This window comes from Pluralibacter sp. (genome assembly GCF_019237635.1).
Classification (GTDB): Bacteria; Pseudomonadota; Gammaproteobacteria; order Enterobacterales; family Enterobacteriaceae; genus Enterobacter_B.
The window spans coordinates 1-17,849 of record NZ_JAFAGS010000139.1; the positions used below are offsets into that span (position 1 = coordinate 1).

A 17,849-nucleotide genomic window follows, 5' to 3' on the forward strand; every position below is an offset into this window, starting at 1 on the left:
TCGCATCATCTCATCCCACTGATCCTCGGCTTTCGACAGATCGGCACAACCACGTGCCAGTTCGTCCAGTGCACCGTAATTTGCCGATTTATCCACTCGCCAGAATACCGCTTCACCGGCATCGGCAAGCCGGGGGGAAAACTGGTAGGGGTCGTCTCAGAATTCGGAAAATAAAGCACGCTAAGGCGTAGTCACCCCGTGACTCCCCCGCGCCGATGCAGCGAGCTTCGTTCCGTCTTGCAGTGACGCAATCAGCGGGCAGGAAACGTTCCCTTTCCGCGCATGGCAGGCGCACACCAGTTCAGACAGCACGGCCTCCATGCGTGCCAAGTCGGCCATCTTCTCGCGCACATCCTTGAGCTTGTGCTCGGCCAGGCCGCTGGCTTCCTCGCAATGGGTGCCATCCTCCAGCCGCAGTAGCTCGGCGATTTCGTCCAGGCTAAAGCCCAGCCGCTGGGCCGATTTCACGAACCGCACTCGTGTTACATCCGCCTCGCCATAGCGGCGAATGCTGCCATAGGGCTTGTCTGGCTCCGGCAGCAGGCCCTTGCGCTGGTAGAACCGGATGGTCTCCACATTGACCCCGGCCGCCTTGGCAAAAACGCCAATGGTCAGATTCTCAAAATTAATTTGCATATCGCTTGACTCCGTACATAACTACGGAAGTAAGCTTAAGCTATCCAAACCAAATTTGAAAGGACAAGCGTATGTCTGAACCACAAAAGTCTGAACCACAAAAGTCTGAACCACAAAACGGGCGCGGCGCGCTCTTCGCCGGTGGGCTGGCCGCCATTCTTGCGTCGGCCTGCTGCCTGGGGCCGCTGGTTTTGATCGCCTTGGGGTTCAGCGGGGCATGGATCGGCAACCTGACGGTGCTGGAACCCTATCGCCCGATCTTCATCGGCGCAGCGCTGGTCGCGCTGTTTTTCGCCTGGCGGCGCATCTACCGCCCGGCGCAAGCCTGCAAACCGGGTGAGGTCTGCGCGATTCCCCAAGTGCGAGCTACTTACAAGCTCATTTTCTGGATCGTGGCCGCGCTGGTCCTGGTCTCGCTCGGATTTCCCTACGTCATGCCATTTTTCTATTAATCACAGGAGTTCATCATGAAAAAACTGTTTGCCGCCCTCGCCCTCGCTGCCGTTGTTGCCCCCGTGTGGGCCGCCACCCAGACCGTCACGCTGTCCGTGCCTGGCATGACCTGCGCCTCTTGCCCGATCACTGTCAAGCACGCGCTTTCCAAGGTTGAGGGCGTGAGCAAGACCGACGTAAGTTTCGACAAGCGCCAGGCCGTCGTCACCTTCGACGATGCCAAGACCAACGTCCAGAAGTTGACCAAGGCGACCGAGGACGCGGGCTATCCGTCCAGCCTCAAACGCTGATCCGTTAACCGAACTCGGGAGCGACACATGGGACTCATCACGCGCATCGCTGGCAAAACCGGCGCGCTCGGCAGCGTCGTTTCCGCGATGGGCTGCGCCGCCTGTTTTCCTGCCATCGCCAGCTTTGGCGCGGCCATCGGACTGGGCTTCTTGAGCCAGTACGAGGGGCTATTCATTGGCATCCTGCTGCCGATGTTCGCCGGCATCGCGTTACTCGCCAATGCTATCGCTTGGCTCAATCATCGACAGTGGCGACGCACGGCGCTCGGCACGATAGGCCCGATCTTGGTGCTGGCAGCGGTGTTTTTAATGCGGGCTTACGGCTGGCAGAGCGGTGGACTGCTCTATGTCGGCCTGGCCTTGATGGTTGGGGTGTCGGTCTGGGATTTCATCTCGCCAGCACATCGCCGCTGCGGGCCGGACAGCTGTGAATTGCCAGAACAACGTGGCTGACGGCAACAGCCGTAGCCACCACAGAAAAGGAAAAATACATGACCACCCTGAAAATCACCGGGATGACCTGCGACTCGTGCGCGGCTCACGTCAAGGAAGCCTTGGAGAAAGTGCCCGGCGTGCAATCGGCGCTGGTGTCCTATCCGAAGGGCACAGCGCAACTCGCCATTGAGGCGGGCACGTCATCGGATGCGCTGACTACCGCCGTGGCCGGACTGGGCTACGAGGCAACGCTTGCCGATGCGCCACCGACGGACAACCGCGCCGGCCTGCTCGACAAGATGCGCGGCTGGATAGGGGCCGCTGATAAGCCCAGTGGCAACGAACGCCCGTTGCAGGTCGTCGTCATTGGTAGCGGTGGAGCCGCGATGGCGGCAGCACTGAAGGCCGTCGAGCAAGGCGCGCAGGTCACGCTGATTGAGCGCGGCACCATCGGCGGCACCTGCGTCAACGTCGGTTGTGTGCCGTCCAAGATCATGATCCGCGCCGCCCACATCGCCCATCTGCGCCGGGAAAGCCCATTCGACGGCGGCATGCCACCCACACCGCCGACGATCTTGCGCGAGCGGCTGCTGGCCCAGCAGCAGGCCCGTGTCGAAGAACTCCGTCATGCCAAGTACGAAGGCATCCTGGACGGCAATTCAGCCATCACCGTTCTGCACGGTGAAGCGCGTTTCAAGGACGACCAGAGCCTTATCGTTAGTTTGAACGAGGGTGGCGAGCGCGTCGTGATGTTCGACCGCTGCCTGGTCGCCACGGGTGCCAGCCCGGCGGTCCCGCCGATTCCGGGCTTGAAAGAGTCACCCTACTGGACTTCCACCGAGGCCCTGGCGAGCGACACCATTCCCGAACGCCTTGCCGTAATCGGCTCGTCGGTGGTGGCGCTGGAGCTGGCGCAAGCCTTTGCCCGGCTGGGCAGCAAGGTCACGGCCCTGGCGCGCAATACCTTGTTCTTCCGTGAAGACCCGGCCATCGGCGAGGCGGTGACAGCCGCTTTCCGTGCCGAGGGCATCGAGGTGCTGGAGCACACGCAAGCCAGCCAGGTCGCCCATATGGACGGTGAATTCGTGCTGACCACCACGCACGGTGAATTGCGCGCCGACAAGCTGCTGGTCGCCACCGGCCGGACACCGAACACGCGCAGCCTGGCATTGGAAGCGGCGGGGGTAGCCGTCAATGCGCAGGGGGCCATCGTCATCGACAAGGGCATGCGCACCAGTAGCCCGAACATCTACGCGGCCGGCGACTGCACCGACCAGCCGCAGTTCGTCTATGTGGCGGCAGCGGCCGGCACTCGTGCGGCGATCAACATGACTGGCGGCGATGCGGCCCTGGACCTGACCGCAATGCCGGCCGTGGTGTTCACCGACCCGCAGGTCGCCACCGTGGGCTACAGCGAGGCGGAAGCACATCACGACGGGATCGAGACCGACAGTCGCCTGCTAACACTGGATAACGTGCCGCGTGCGCTTGCCAACTTCGACACACGCGGCTTCATCAAGCTGGTCATCGAGGAAGGTAGCGGACGGCTCATCGGCGTGCAAGCGGTGGCCCCGGAAGCGGGTGAACTGATCCAGACGGCGGTGCTCGCCATTCGCAACCGTATGACCGTGCAGGAACTGGCCGACCAATTGTTCCCCTACCTGACCATGGTCGAAGGGCTGAAGCTCGCGGCGCAGACCTTCAGCAAGGACGTGAAGCAGCTTTCGTGCTGCGCCGGATGAGGAAAAGGAGGTGTTCAATGAGCGCCTACACAGTGTCCCGGCTGGCCCTTGATGCCGGGGTGAGCGTGCATATCGTGCGCGACTACCTGCTGCGCGGATTGCTACGGCCGGTCGCGTACACCACGGGCGGCTACGGCTTGTTCGATGACACCGCGTTGCAACGGCTGCGCTTTGTACGGGCTGCCTTCGAAGCGGGTATCGGCCTGGACGCACTGGCGCGGCTGTGCCGGGCGCTGGATGCTGCGGACGGTGACGGTGCGTCTGCGCAGCTTGCCGTGTTGCGGCAACTCGTCGAGCGTCGGCGCGAGGCCCTGGCCAGCCTCGAAATGCAACTGGCCGCCATGCCAACCGAACCGGCACAGCACGCGGAGAGTCTGCCATGAACAGCCCAGAGCACTTGCCGTCTGAGACGCACAAACCGATCACCGGCTACTTGTGGGGCGCGCTGGCCGTGCTCACCTGTCCCTGCCATTTGCCGATTCTCGCCATTGTGCTAGCCGGCACGACGGCCGGCGCGTTCATCGGGGAGCACTGGGGTATTGCAGCCCTCACGCTGACCGGCTTGTTTGTCCTGTCTGTGACGCGGCTGCTGCGGGCCTTCAAGGGAAGATCATGACCGCTTCCCAGCCAGCCGAGAGTGGGCAGCTTTGAGCTTCGCTACCAATCTGGAGGAGTACCACCATGAACGCAAACGCCCCGAACACTGCCAGTTGCACCACCTGCTGCGTATGCTGCAAAGAAATTCCGCTCGATGCCGCCTTCACCCCGGAAGGCGCGGAATACGTCGAACATTTCTGCGGGCTGGATTGCTATGAACGCTTCCAGGCACGCGCCAAGGCCGCGACAGAATCTGACATTGCGCCTGTCCCTGGCGGTTCGCAGCCGTCAGATTGAGGCATACCCTAACTTGATGTCAGATGCCATGTGCAAACGATGTCAGAATAGAGTTAAATTTCCTATTGATTGACATATTCCGTCAAAGGTAATAGATTTCATCCTGACACTTTTGTCTTTGGAGGCATCTTGCAAGGTCAACGCATCGGCTATGTCCGCGTCAGCAGCTTCGACCAGAACCCGGAACGGCAATTGGAGGGTGTTCAGGTGGCGCGGGTGTTCACCGACAAGGCTTCTGGCAAGGACACCCAGCGTCCCGAGCTGGAAAGGCTGCTGGCCTTCGTCCGCGAGGGCGACACCGTGGTGGTGCATAGCATGGACAGGCTGGCACGCAACCTTGATGACCTGCGCCGCATCGTCCAAGGGCTGACACAACGGGGCGTGCGCATGGAGTTCGTCAAAGAAGGGCTGAAGTTCACCGGCGAGGACTCACCGATGGCCAATCTGATGCTGTCGGTCATGGGAGCCTTCGCTGAGTTCGAGCGCGCCCTGATCCGCGAACGTCAGCGCGAGGGAATCGTGCTGGCCAAGCAGCGCGGTGCCTACCGGGGACGAAAGAAATCGCTGAACAGCGAACAAATTGCCGAGTTGAAACGGCGAGTTGCGGCAGGCGACCAAAAAACCTTGGTGGCCCGTGACTTCGGCATCAGCCGCGAAACCTTGTACCAGTACCTGCGGGAAGACTGACCATGCCACGCCGCTCAATCCTGTCCGCCACCGAGCGCGAAAGCCTGCTGGCACTGCCAGATGCCAAAGACGAACTGATACGGCACTACACGTTCAACGAAACCGACCTGTCGGTGATCCGTCAGCGTCGCGGCGCCGCGAATCGATTGGGCTTCGCTGTGCAGCTTTGCTACTTGCGATTCCCTGGCACCTTTTTGGGCGTCGATGAGCCTCCGTTTCCGCCCCTGTTGCGCATGGTGGCCGCGCAACTCAAGATGCCAGTGGAAAGTTGGAGCGAGTACGGCCAGCGCGAACAGACACGGCGGGAGCACTTGGTCGAGCTGCAAACGGTTTTTGGGTTCAAGCCCTTCACCATGAGCCACTATCGGCAAGCCGTGCATACATTGACCGAGCTGGCCTTGCAGACCGACAAAGGCATCGTGCTGGCGAGCGCACTTGTCGAGAATCTGCGGCGGCAGAGCATTATCCTGCCCGCCATGAATGCCATCGAGCGCGCAAGCGCCGAGGCCATCACCCGTGCCAACCGACGCATTTACGCGGCGCTGACCGATTCTTTGTTATCACCCCACCGTCAGCGCCTGGACGAACTTCTCAAGCGCAAGGACGGCAGTAAAGTGACGTGGCTGGCATGGCTGCGCCAGTCGCCTGCCAAACCGAACTCTCGCCACATGCTCGAACATATTGAGCGCCTGAAATCCTGGCAAGCACTTGATCTGCCCGCAGGCATCGAGCGGCAGGTTCACCAGAACCGCCTGCTCAAAATCGCTCGTGAAGGTGGCCAGATGACGCCTGCTGATCTGGCAAAGTTCGAGGTGCAACGACGCTATGCCACGCTGGTAGCGCTGGCCATCGAAGGCATGGCCACCGTCACCGATGAAATCATCGACCTTCACGATCGCATCATCGGCAAGCTGTTCAACGCGGCCAAGAACAAGCATCAGCAGCAGTTCCAGGCTTCCGGCAAGGCGATCAACGACAAGGTGCGGATGTATGGGCGCATCGGTCAAGCGTTGATTGAGGCCAAGCAAAGCGGCAGCGATCCGTTCGCCGCCATCGAGGCCGTTATGCCCTGGGACACCTTCGCCGCCAGCGTCACCGAAGCGCAAACATTGGCGCGGCCTGCCGACTTTGATTTCCTGCACCACATCGGTGAAAGCTATGCCACGCTACGCCGCTACGCGCCGCAGTTCCTGGGCGTGCTCAAATTGCGGGCTGCGCCCGCCGCCAAGGGTGTGCTCGATGCCATCGACATGCTGCGCGGCATGAACAGCGACAGCGCGCGCAAGGTGCCCGCCGATGCGCCAACCGCATTCATCAAGCCGCGCTGGGCAAAGCTGGTTCTGACCGACGACGGCATCGACCGGCGTTACTACGAGTTATGCGCCCTGTCGGAGCTGAAGAACGCGCTGCGCTCCGGTGATGTCTGGGTGCAGGGTTCTCGCCAGTTCAAGGACTTCGACGAATACCTGGTGCCGGTCGAGAAGTTCGCCACTTTCAAGCTGGCCAGCGAATTGCCGCTGGCAGTGGCCACCGACTGCGACCAATACCTGCATGACCGGTTGGAATTGTTGGAGGCGCAACTCGCCACAGTCAACCGCATGGCTGCGGCCAACGACTTACCGGATGCCATCATCACCACCGCGTCAGGCCTGAAGATCACGCCGCTGGACGCGGCAGTACCAGACGCCGCGCAAGCCATGATCGACCAGACAGCTATGCTGCTGCCGCACCTCAAAATCACCGAGTTGCTGATGGAGGTCGATGAATGGACGGGCTTCACCCGCCACTTCACACACCTGAAGACCAGCGACACGGCCAAGGACAAAACCTTGCTGTTGACGACGATCCTGGCCGACGCGATCAACCTGGGTCTGACCAAAATGGCCGAGTCCTGCCCTGGCACCACCTACGCCAAGCTGTCTTGGCTGCAAGCCTGGCACATCCGCGATGAAACCTATTCGACGGCGCTGGCCGAGCTGGTGAATGCGCAGTTTCGGCAACCCTTCGCCGGCAACTGGGGTGACGGCACCACGTCATCGTCGGACGGCCAGAACTTCAGAACCGGCAGCAAAGCAGAAAGCACTGGTCATATCAACCCGAAGTATGGAAGCAGTCCAGGACGGACTTTCTACACCCATATCTCCGACCAGTACGCGCCCTTCAGTGCCAAGGTGGTCAACGTGGGCATTCGTGATTCAACTTACGTGCTTGATGGCCTGCTGTACCACGAGTCGGACTTGCGCATCGAGGAACACTACACCGACACGGCAGGCTTCACCGATCACGTGTTTGGCTTGATGCATTTGCTGGGATTTCGCTTCGTGCCGCGTATCCGTGACTTGGGCGAAACCAAGCTATTCATCCCCAAGGGCGATGCCGCCTATGACGCGCTCAAGCCGATGATTAGCAGCGACAGGCTGAACATCAAGCAAATACGCGCCCATTGGGATGAAATTCTGCGGCTGGCCACCTCCATCAAGCAAGGCACGGTAACGGCTTCGCTGATGCTGCGCAAACTCGGCAGCTACCCGCGCCAGAACGGCTTGGCCGTGGCGTTGCGCGAGCTGGGGCGCATCGAGCGCACGCTGTTCATTTTGGATTGGCTGCAAAGCGTGGAGCTGCGCCGCCGCGTCCATGCGGGGCTGAATAAGGGCGAGGCGCGCAACGCGCTGGCCAGGGCGGTCTTCTTCTACCGATTGGGTGAAATCCGCGACCGCAGTTTTGAGCAGCAGCGCTACCGGGCCAGCGGCCTCAATCTGGTGACGGCGGCCATCGTGTTGTGGAACACGGTATATCTGGAGCGTGCCACCAGTGCTTTGCGTGGCAACGGCACGGCGCTGGACGACACATTGTTGCAATATCTGTCGCCGCTGGGGTGGGAGCACATCAACCTGACCGGCGATTACCTATGGCGCAGCAGCGCCAAGGTCGGTGCGGGGAAGTTTAGGCCATTGCGACCGCTGCCACCGGCTTAGCGTGCTTTATTTTCCGTTTTCTGAGACGACCCCAGATACAAGGGGCTGCTGAAAAACGATAACCAACTGGCGATGTTATTCACCCTGGCCAACCTGTTTCGGGTGGACCAAATGATACGTCAGTGGGAGAGATCTCAGTAAAAACCGGAAATAACGCCAGAAATGGTGGAAAAAATAGCCTAAATAGGCTGATTCGATGTGTTTGCGGGAAAAAAATCGGCCCAGATCCGCGAAATTTTAATCAGCGAGTCAGCTTGGGAAGAAATGACCTGCTTATTCGCACCTTCCCTAACGAAAATATTCATGAGGAAATTTCTTTCGGCGCTCCTGTTGGGAAGGAGTTATTGTAATGAAAAAAGAGGATAGATCCTTTATTATATGGGGCAGCCTTAGCTATCGGGGTGGTGTGCTACGCTGCAATGGGAGTGTTAGGCTTAGGGTAGTTGCAGCGGTCAGTAGCCTGGCCGTCAATACACCTGACAAAACAAGAGTTTCGCCCTTTGGCAGCCAGAGCCAAGGGCGGTAGCGTGCCTACATTACATGTAGTAAGCCGTGATTGACCATCTCGCGGGTTGTTGAGGAATGGTATGAGGATAGTGTATTTTGTCAATGCAGCGTGGTACTTCGAACTGCATTGGTTGGACCGGTCAGAAGCGGCAATTAGCAAAGGGTATGAAGTTCATCTTGTAAGTAATTTTGCTGATGACGCCATCAAAAATAACCTGGAAAAAAAAGGTATAAAATGTTGGGATATTGAGCTTAACAGATTTTCTAAAAATGTGTTTAAAAACATTTCAATATTCACTGCATTTAGAAAGATCTGTAAGCAAATTAAACCCGATCTTATTCATCTAATTACTATAAAACCAATCCTTTTTGGTGGATTGTATGCCCGGGTTGCAGGCATCCCTTTTGTCGTGAGCTTTGTGGGATTAGGGAGATTGTTTGGCAATAAACGAGGTTGGTTGAATAAATTCATTTTCAACTCAGTACTGTCAATTTATAGTCTTTTGCTATCAGCAAAAAGCCCAGCGCAAGTAATATTTGAGCATAATGCTGACTTTGCTGAGCTGAGTAAATATATTAAATTTGATGAAAATAACATCCACATCATTGAAGGAGCCGGGGTAGACAGGTTTCGCTTTAGTTATCAGCCAGAACCAACTCAGAATAATTTCTCGGTATTATTTGCCAGCCGTTTGCTATGGTCAAAGGGGCTCGGTGAAGTAGTCGAGGCCATCGGTAAGGTTAAACAAAATGAAAATAACACAACCTTATACGTTGCGGGAATTCTCGATGACAAAGATCCGGATAGAATTGAATTAGATCAAATTTTGCAATGGGAAAAAGAAGGAAAAATCATTTGGTTAGGTCGAAGAGATGACATCCAAAATTTAATCAGAAATAGCCATGTCGTGATTTTGCCAACTAAATATTCAGAAGGCGTGCCAAGAATAATCATTGAAGCGTGTGCTATGGGCCGAAGTTGCATTGTCGGAAATGTACCCGGCTGTAAAGCCATAATTAAAGATAATTTCAATGGATGTGTACTAAAAACACATAGCGCTAGTGAGATTGCGGAGAAAATTGAATATCTTAGAGATAACATGGAAATAAGAAAAAAATTCGGCCTACGCTCAGCCGAAATTGTAAAAGAAAGATTCAGCAAAGAAATTGTTATAGATAAAACGTTATGTGTTTACAATAAAATACTAAGTACAACAAAGCGGTAAAAAATAATGATTGGAACTTTAGTAAATATTTCGAAGATAATTATCCAGAAGCGCGAGTTAATCTGGCAAATGTCTAAAAGAGACGTTATGGGACGCTATAAAGGATCCTTTCTTGGTCTGGCATGGTCACTTTTCAACCCCATATTGATGTTAACAGTCTACACATTTGTATTCTCGGTTATATTCAAATCTCGTTGGGGAAGCAGTCCAGATGCCGGGCATGCAGATTTTGCAATCATTTTGTTTACCGGACTGATTATTTTTAACTTATTTGCAGAATGTATTAACAGGTCAACCAGCCTTATCACCTCAAATGTAAACTTCGTCAAAAAAGTTGTTTTCCCTATTGAGATATTACCTATAGTAAATCTGCTGGCTGCTTTATTTCATGCCAGCATTAGCCTCATAGTCTTATTTATTGCAATACTGGTGTTTAAGCATCAGCTTCATTTTACTGTCCTGTTACTGCCAGTCATTACTATTCCACTTATGCTCTCTATACTTGGATTAAGCTGGATCCTGGCCTCACTGGGCGTTTTTGTTCGTGATATGCCACAAACTATTAGTATCATCGTAACAATATTAATGTTTTTATCTCCCGTATTTTATCCGTTATCAGCATTACCGGTGGTTTTCCAAAAAATTGTAATGTTGAATCCTCTGGCATTTATGATTGAAGAAGCAAGAAAAGTTGTTTACTGGGGAAATGAGCCTAACTGGACCATGCTCGCAATTAATATGCTTATTGGTTTAGTTATCTGTGCTGCAGGTTTTTTATTTTTCCAAAAAACAAAAAAAGGATTTGCCGATGTCATCTGATAACATTGCAATTAGCGTAAGTAACATTAGCAAATGCTATAACATTTACCAAAACCCCAGAGATAGGTTAAAACAGTTTTTCTTACCTAAAGTCCAGAGTATGGTTGGGAAACCTGTACAACGCTACTATAACGAATTTTGGGCGTTAAATAACATCAACTTTACCATCAATAAAGGTGAGTCAGCGGGAATTATTGGACGCAATGGTTCTGGCAAAAGTACATTACTACAGCTAATCACCGGCACGCTAACTCCAACAACGGGCACGATACAAACCAAGGGAAGAATAGCTGCCCTCCTGGAATTAGGCTCCGGTTTCAACCCAGAGTTTACCGGTAGGGAAAACATCTATCTTAACGGCGCCGTTCTGGGATTATCGCGGGCAGAAATAGATGCAAAATTTGATGCTATTGCCGGTTTTGCTGATATAGGAACCCATCTCGACCAGCCGGTAAAAACATACTCCAGCGGAATGATGGTGCGCCTTGCATTTGCCGTTCAGGTACAATTAGAGCCAGATATTCTCATCGTAGATGAAGCACTTGCTGTAGGCGACGCACTTTTTCAAAAGCGCTGTTTCCAACAAATTGAGAAATTAACCAGCAATGGCGTAACTTTACTGTTTGTTTCACACGATCAAGAGTCCGTGCGTACCTTAACAAACAGAGCTATTCTTCTCGATCGTGGGACGCAATTAAGTACTGGCTTATCATCAGAAGTTTTACTTGAATATCGTCGTTTACTACACCGGGAAGAAAGTAAGTATTTTTCTCAGTTAGCAGAGGAAGTTGCTGCCCACGCGGACGCCACTCGCGATATTAATCAAACCCCCACCGCGCCGGCTAAGATAGAAATTAGTGCTAATGCTGAAACCCCTGCTGTAGAGGAAACCTCGCCCTCTCGTACAGATAAACTATCGTTCGGTGAAGGTGAAGCAGAGGTTGAAAATGTTGAATTGTTTACGGCTTCTGGTGAACGTAGCAATGCCTTTAACCCTGGTGATAAAATCAGAGTTCGTGTTAATTGCAAAGTAAATAAAGATATAAACCACATTAACGTTGGCATTCGTATTCGCAATAAAGAAGGCGTCAAAATTTATTCATGGGGAACGTTAAACCAGGACATGTATGTTCGTTTCCATCAACTTAAAGATCCCCAATTTTGGGAACGTGAGTTTAAAGCAGGCGAGCGTTTTTATGTTGATATGGAATTTGAATGTACTTTAGGAACAAACCTATATGAAATACAGGCGGCGATATCCTATGAGGGGACACCTAATTATTTTTCGCAGCGCATTTTACACTGGCGTGATGAAGCCGCGTTTTTTCACGTTAATGTCCTGCGTGATGAATATTTCTTTGGTGGCATTCTGGATCTCAAGATGACTGCAGAGTGGTAAGTTGATGAATGATATTTCAATAACTGATTATCTCGGGCCTGGGGTGTATTTATTACAAAATTACCCAAAAGAAACTGAGGGCCTGATTGCAGAGAAGGGTTATAAGGTGCACAACTGCGCTGATCTGGCGCAGTGTAAAGATATTCTTAACCGCAATAAAGTTAATTTCCTTTTAACCAATGATAAAGATAATAATTTTAATGAATATGCCAAGATTGTCAGAACCGCTGCAAGACAGCTTGTAAATAAAATCGTTATTAATATCTTTGTAGAAAAGGGAAACGGTCAGAGTTTCCAGGATTTTATTAATATAACTGACAATCTTGGTTATTCGATAGACACTGTATTTTATTTGCTCAATCCTGGCTATGATGAACAATTTCGGGATGATCAAAGCCTAAAGATAGTTTTGAGTTATAGACGTCAGTCAGTAGTTTCGACAGACAAAAATATCTTAGAAACGACTATTTTTGAAAAAAAACTTGTAAATACTTTTCCCTACATACGTCCTGGGGATCGAGTACTTGTAATCATTAAGAATAAAAATTCGATAACAAACATTAAAAATATTATTGCAGAACAAACCAAGGCATCTGAAGTTGAAATTTACTCATTGGATGAAATTAAAAGTGTTCAGCTAAATGGCAATGGCTACCATTTTCTCATTACTGATAAATATGCCGATGATGGACTAAATAATGCACTCAAAGTCATTATATCTTACCTAGTGCCCGCTGGCAGGTACGTTAGTTTTCATACAGATAAAACTGTAGTTGAGACATTAAGTAATTACAATTTACAACCTGAAGTTTATTTATTTTATGAACATGGCCTTTTAAAGACTCAAATACATCAGGGAGAGGAAATTACACTCTCTCCTGAATTATGTGTTTTTATGAAAAGCCCTTTAGCCAGGTCAGAGCTTCCGTATCAGGAAACGATTTATGGCTACTCGCATCCACCAAAAAACCTATTAGCTTTTGCCAGAGATTATACTAACCCGTGGCTTATTCGCGGGATCGTAGAATTCCCATTCAGGAATAGGTCAACTTATCATCTACAGCAGTATAGCCATCAGATTTTGGAGCACAGTGCTCCTGACAGCCCCGATTATGCCGCTGCATTGGCAGTATTAGGTTATCAAATGCTAAGCGGCAGTGATGATACAGCTGACATTTACGCAAAAATGCTAGATTACTGCTCAAATGTGTCGCAGATGGATAATCCTACGCCACATCAATATCGTTGGCTCATATCTTTATCGACACTTTTAGGTCTTATTTGTAACAAAAATAATGATAAAGCTAATGCGTTAATCCATTTATCTCGTGCAGCAAACTCCAGCATTGATAAATTTAGCCCCTCTATCGGCACGAAGATTTTACAAAGCTTTTATCTTCAGTCCGTTATATTAATTTCTTTAAATAGAATCTCCTGTGCCGAGATAATTGTCGATAGAGGGATTAAAAGAGGTATACAGCTACTTTATCAACATCCTGACGAACTGGTGGGGAAAATATCTCAACCATTTAATTTTGTGCTTTATATTTACCATGATATTCTTGATTGGCTTATAAAGATGGTCAACATTAAAAACGCCATACCAGGCAGAAAATTCAACATTGCAAATTTTGACAACGGTAACACCTGGTCGGCTTTGCTTCATGAACGCATGAATGCAATAAATAATATGTCGCAAATGATAGATGAGCGTGACAGAACAATTCATGATCAAAAATGCTTAATTGATGAATGCGATAGAACTATTCACGACCAGAAGCGCCTTATTGATGAGCGAGACAGCACTGTTCTTACGCAAAAAAATTTAATTGATGAGCGTGACCTGGTCTCTGCTCAGCAAAATCAATTAATTGAGCAGAATAATAAAACTATTCAGCAGCAAATTCAAAATGTAACTGACTTAAATAGTCAAGTTTCCTCTAAGGAACAGAAAGTTGATGAATTACAGAATCAAAACATAAAATTAATTTCATTAATCGATGAAAAAGATCTCCATATTGCCCAGCTCTCTGCAGATCTAGAACGTGCAAATACCATACTGCGTAAGATTAATAGCACGCCTGTAATAAGGCATCTACTACGCATGCTAAATATAAAATAATTCTATTGTGAAAGGTTATAATGGCTAATATTGCTTGGTTTATACCTCAACTCATTGAAGGGTCTGGCGGCCACCGCACAATGCTGCAACATGCCGCTTATCTGGAAAAAATGGGTCATACATGTACAATTTTTCTTGAAGATAAAAGCGGCAAAACAAGCGGTGCAGAGGTAATTCATAAATTATTTGGTCTAAAATTTAAAGACGTCATTTATGACTGGAATAATGCGCAACCATGTGATGCTGCAGTTGCAACAATATGGTATTCTGCACCATTCGTGGCCGCTCTACCATTTGATTGTAAACGTTTATATTTCGTTCAGGATTTTGAAGCTTACTTCAACCCGGTGGGCGATGCTTACCTGATGGCTGAAAATTCATACTGTTACGGCTTAAAGCCAATTACGATTGGGCGCTGGTTACGATATAAACTGCAAAATGATTTTGCTGTTGAAAGCTATCACTTCGAATTTGGGGCGAATCATAATATCTATAAGCGCGTTCCCACCATTCAAAAAGAAAAAGCGGTTTGCTTTATCTATCAGCCAGATAAACCGCGACGTTGTTCGCGTATTGGTATTGAGGCTTTAGGTATAGTTAAACATTGCATGCCAGATGTTAAAATTTATCTTTATGGTTCATCAATTAATGATAATCTCTGGTTCGAGCATGAAAATCTAGGTTTATTAGATTTGCCGAAATGTAATGAGCTATATAATAAATGCTCCGTAGGACTCTGTATTAGTTCTTCAAATCCCTCTCGCATCCCCTTTGAAATGATGAATGCAGGCCTTCCCGTTGTTGAAGTCTGGCGAGAAAACAATCTTTATGATTTTAGCGAAGATGCTATGCTGTTGTGTAAACAGACACCTGAAAGTATTGCCGCCGGTATTATGAAAATTCTAAACGATGCTGATTTAGCCGCGAGTATGAGCTCGGCTGGTCAAAAGTTTATGAATGGGCGTACCCTGGAAACGGAAACAGAAGGCTTTTACAAAGCGTTCAACTGCGTGATGAACGAGCAGGCATACACAGCAGAAGTGATTTCACGATCGTATAATAAGCCCCCGTTTGAAGCCCCTCTTGCCAGACCTGATATTGCCAACACGTTAACATTCGCGCATCAGAGTCTGTTAAAGAGAATTGCTCTACGTTTACCGTTATTTGTGCGCACACCTTTAAGCGCGCTTTATTTTAAGTTGAAGAATTAATCCAGATGAATAAATTTAAACTCAAAACTGTTGATGTATGGGATACAATTCTGCGTCGTGATTGCCATCCAGACTTCATAAAGCGGTCAACTGCATATTATTTTTTCCTTAAATTTCATTCGCTACACAATGTTGATTCCGTCGACCAGCTATTTACTAAGCGAGTTGAAACAGAGCGCTTAATTGGTAAGAAAAACAAAGATCTTGGTTATGATGATGAGTATCTCATTCAGGATGTAATGCTTCAATGGGTAGAAAACTATATCTCTGCAGAGCAATATGATACGCCAGCGATAGCACATGAGCTATATTCCTGGGAAATTGAGCAAGAGAAGAAGCACATCTATCTGGATCCAGGTATTGAGGACTTTCTTGCGCAATATCCCTCTGATAAGACAATCTTTCTGTCCGATTTTTATACTTCATCCACTGATTTAACAGAGTTACTCGTTAGCGCTGGATTGGATCAGTCTGTCATATCAGATGGCGTTTCTTCAATTGACGAGCGACTGAACAAGAGAAGTGGACGTCTCTTCGATTTTATTCAACAAAAATATCAGTTAGCCGGCGTTGACTGGATACATATTGGCGATAATGAATGGTCCGATGTGCAAATGCCGACATCAAAAGGTATAAAAAGTATTCGGTATCTCCCAGCCCAACAGCATCAGCTGCGTGAGCAAAAAGAGTTTCTCTGGAATAAAAATGAAGATCTCACGGAAACGATCACCAATAATATTCTTAATAAATATGCAGCATCTAAAGATTTATCAGTTGATTTTCAGCTTGGCTTGAAAACAACTCCGTTAATCGCTGGTTTTTGCCTTAAAATTTTGGAACAAGCCGTCATATCAAAAAGTGAAAAAATCCTCTTTTTCACTCGTGAAGGCGAGTTTTTCATTAAAGCAATGAATATTTTGATTGGTCATCTCAAGACTAATATTAAAGAAATAAAGTTACCAGAAATCGATATTATAGAAGTCAGCCGTCTGGCTACCTTCGCTCCGTCTCTACAAGAAATTAGCATAAAAGAGATGATGCGTGTTTGGAATTTATATAGCACACAGTCCATTAGCTCTTTATTCAAGACCCTTAACGTTGCCCCTGAAACATTCCAGAGTTTCATCGACAAATATGGGATTCCTGCAGATGAACAGATCCAATATCCATGGCAGGACAGCCGTATTCAGCAACTTTTTGACGACTCTGGTTTCAAAGAGACGCTCTGGCAGCATGTGATGCAGCAAAGAGCTCTTTTGAAGAACTATTTTGCGACAAAAGGTCTAACTGATGATATCAATGCGCGTATTTGCGTAGTCGATGTCGGCTGGCGTGGCACCATTCACGATAATATTGCTCTTCTTTATCCTGATATTCATTTTACCGGCATATATCTGGGCCTGCAGAAATTTCTCAACGAGCAACCATCAAACACATCAAAAGTTGCTTTTGGCCCAGATTTGAATCACCAACTGGAGTATCCTCATTTTCTTGATTCCGTTGCTCCTATTGAAATGATTACCAACTCCCCTTCAGGTAGCGTAACAGGCTATGGGCTGGAGAATGGTAAGATAGTCGCTATTCGCAGTGTTAACGACGACGAAAACAGCGCGTGGCATAATTTCACAAAAACATTTCAAGAAGGGATCCTGGCCGGTATGGAATCCTTCTCCGCTGCAGTGTTGAGTTATGGCATTACTCACGACGTTGTACGTGGCTACGCCCTAAATATTTGGGATGTGCTAATTAGTGGTAGTAATAAATCTCTAACTGACGCTTTTAATAATTTAAATCATAACGAAACATTCGGCTTAGGTGGATACGTTAAGAAAAACCATGTACCCACGACCTTCGAGATATTAAGCTCTTTATGGAATAAAAACAACCGTGCAGCATTGATTGAATTTATTAAAGCAAATCAATGGAGCGATGGCATACGTAAAAGAGACAATCTGCCCTCGCTAAATAAATACATTTTAGCACTGACGATTGACCTTGCGGTTTTTTATAAAAGAAAATTCTATCGCAAGTATTAATTACTTTTTATTCAGGGCATCGACAGATGCTTTTTTTTTAAAGTTAGGGAAGGTGCGAATAAGCAGGTCATTTCTTCCCAAGCTGACTCGCTGATTAAAATTTCGCGGATCTGGGCCGATTTTTTTCCCGCAAACACATCGAATCAGCCGGTGATGCTGCCAACTTACTGATTTAGTGTATGATGGTGTTTTTGAGGTGCTCCCGTGGCTTCCATCTCCATCAGTTGTCCCTCCTGCTCAGCTACTGAAGGCGTGGTGCGTAACGGTAAAAGGGGTTTGAGAGCCAATGGAACGAAAACGTACGCTAAGAAGTTAATTCATTGTTTAAATTGAAATTTAGTTCTCTCAGTTCCCCCTTCAAAATATCCTCCGGTAGCGTAAACGTATAATGCCCCAGCATATTGATATGCCCGTGCA

The 17,849-nt window shown here is 49.2% G+C and carries 17 protein-coding genes and 3 pseudogenes; 18 read left to right on the forward strand and 2 right to left on the reverse strand.

Translation table 11 applies throughout. The features are described 5' to 3' along the window. Together JO226_RS23345 and merR are read right to left on the reverse strand one after the other, a co-directional pair. Positions 1-135 (reverse strand): annotated as a pseudogene (locus tag JO226_RS23345) (Tn3 family transposase); the annotation flags it as partial. A 45-nt stretch (positions 136-180) separates the two neighbouring features. Next, positions 181-636, reverse strand: coding sequence for an Hg(II)-responsive transcriptional regulator (merR, locus tag JO226_RS16080; protein WP_001166628.1), 456 nt, complete (start codon positions 634-636; stop codon positions 181-183). 71 nt (positions 637-707) lie between these two features. Between merR and merT the strand changes: the two genes are divergently transcribed. The 18 genes and pseudogenes from merT to JO226_RS16165 all read left to right on the forward strand — a co-directional run. Continuing rightward, complete coding sequence (gene merT, locus JO226_RS16085) at positions 708-1,088, forward strand: mercuric ion transporter MerT (RefSeq protein WP_001294654.1); 381 nt, start codon at positions 708-710, stop codon at positions 1,086-1,088. A gap of 15 nt (positions 1,089-1,103) precedes the next feature. After that, on the forward strand, positions 1,104-1,379 hold the full coding sequence (gene merP, locus JO226_RS16090) for a mercury resistance system periplasmic binding protein MerP (RefSeq protein WP_000732275.1): 276 nt from the start codon (positions 1,104-1,106) through the stop codon (positions 1,377-1,379). A 27-nt stretch (positions 1,380-1,406) separates the two neighbouring features. Further along, entirely contained in the window at positions 1,407-1,832 is a 426-nt protein-coding gene (gene merC, locus JO226_RS16095) for an organomercurial transporter MerC (RefSeq protein WP_000522996.1), read from the forward strand. A gap of 38 nt (positions 1,833-1,870) precedes the next feature. Next, positions 1,871-3,556: a mercury(II) reductase gene (gene merA, locus JO226_RS16100; protein ID WP_000209296.1), complete on the forward strand. Its 1,686-nt coding sequence runs from the start codon at positions 1,871-1,873 to the stop codon at positions 3,554-3,556. A 17-nt stretch (positions 3,557-3,573) separates the two neighbouring features. Continuing rightward, entirely contained in the window at positions 3,574-3,939 is a 366-nt protein-coding gene (merD, locus tag JO226_RS16105) for a mercury resistance co-regulator MerD (RefSeq protein WP_001277466.1), read from the forward strand. After that, positions 3,936-4,172, forward strand: a complete 237-nt coding sequence (gene merE, locus JO226_RS16110) for a broad-spectrum mercury transporter MerE (RefSeq protein ID WP_001087807.1) — start codon at positions 3,936-3,938, stop codon at positions 4,170-4,172. The genes merD and merE overlap by 4 nt, the downstream gene beginning before the upstream one ends. Positions 4,173-4,237: 65 nt before the next feature. Continuing rightward, entirely contained in the window at positions 4,238-4,450 is a 213-nt protein-coding gene (locus JO226_RS16115) for a DUF3330 domain-containing protein (protein ID WP_000993245.1), read from the forward strand. Between the two features lie 129 nt (positions 4,451-4,579). Next, positions 4,580-5,137 (forward strand): recombinase family protein, encoded by a 558-nt coding sequence (locus JO226_RS16120; RefSeq protein WP_001162012.1) that lies wholly within the window; start codon positions 4,580-4,582, stop codon positions 5,135-5,137. 2 nt (positions 5,138-5,139) lie between these two features. After that, positions 5,140-8,112 (forward strand): Tn3 family transposase, encoded by a 2,973-nt coding sequence (locus JO226_RS16125; RefSeq protein WP_293602891.1) that lies wholly within the window; start codon positions 5,140-5,142, stop codon positions 8,110-8,112. 33 nt (positions 8,113-8,145) lie between these two features. Beyond that, positions 8,146-8,253, forward strand: a pseudogene (locus JO226_RS16130) (IS5/IS1182 family transposase); the annotation flags it as partial. Then, complete coding sequence (locus JO226_RS23350) at positions 8,235-8,462, forward strand: hypothetical protein (protein ID WP_350028925.1); 228 nt, start codon at positions 8,235-8,237, stop codon at positions 8,460-8,462. The pseudogene JO226_RS16130 and the gene JO226_RS23350, both read left to right, overlap by 19 nt. 237 nt (positions 8,463-8,699) lie before the next feature. After that, the gene (locus tag JO226_RS16135) at positions 8,700-9,845 is read left to right on the forward strand and encodes a glycosyltransferase family 4 protein (protein WP_065884108.1); all 1,146 of its coding nucleotides are present in this window, start codon (positions 8,700-8,702) and stop codon (positions 9,843-9,845) included. 6 nt (positions 9,846-9,851) lie between these two features. Continuing rightward, positions 9,852-10,664: an ABC transporter permease gene (locus tag JO226_RS16140; protein ID WP_064794870.1), complete on the forward strand. Its 813-nt coding sequence runs from the start codon at positions 9,852-9,854 to the stop codon at positions 10,662-10,664. After that, positions 10,654-12,063, forward strand: a complete 1,410-nt coding sequence (locus JO226_RS16145; RefSeq protein WP_004189153.1) for an ABC transporter ATP-binding protein — start codon at positions 10,654-10,656, stop codon at positions 12,061-12,063. The genes JO226_RS16140 and JO226_RS16145 overlap by 11 nt, the downstream gene beginning before the upstream one ends. 4 nt (positions 12,064-12,067) lie before the next feature. After that, positions 12,068-14,185 carry a hypothetical protein gene (locus tag JO226_RS16150; RefSeq protein ID WP_181562252.1) on the forward strand — a complete coding sequence of 706 codons (2,118 nt, stop codon included), beginning with the start codon at positions 12,068-12,070 and terminating at the stop codon, positions 14,183-14,185. 20 nt (positions 14,186-14,205) lie between these two features. Next, positions 14,206-15,396 carry a hypothetical protein gene (locus JO226_RS16155; protein WP_001618955.1) on the forward strand — a complete coding sequence of 397 codons (1,191 nt, stop codon included), beginning with the start codon at positions 14,206-14,208 and terminating at the stop codon, positions 15,394-15,396. A 5-nt stretch (positions 15,397-15,401) separates the two neighbouring features. Further along, on the forward strand, positions 15,402-17,432 hold the full coding sequence (locus tag JO226_RS16160; RefSeq protein ID WP_181562253.1) for a hypothetical protein: 2,031 nt from the start codon (positions 15,402-15,404) through the stop codon (positions 17,430-17,432). 204 nt (positions 17,433-17,636) lie between these two features. Next, positions 17,637-17,702, forward strand: a pseudogene (locus JO226_RS16165) (IS1 family transposase); the annotation flags it as partial. Between the last annotated feature and the right edge of the window lie 147 nt (positions 17,703-17,849).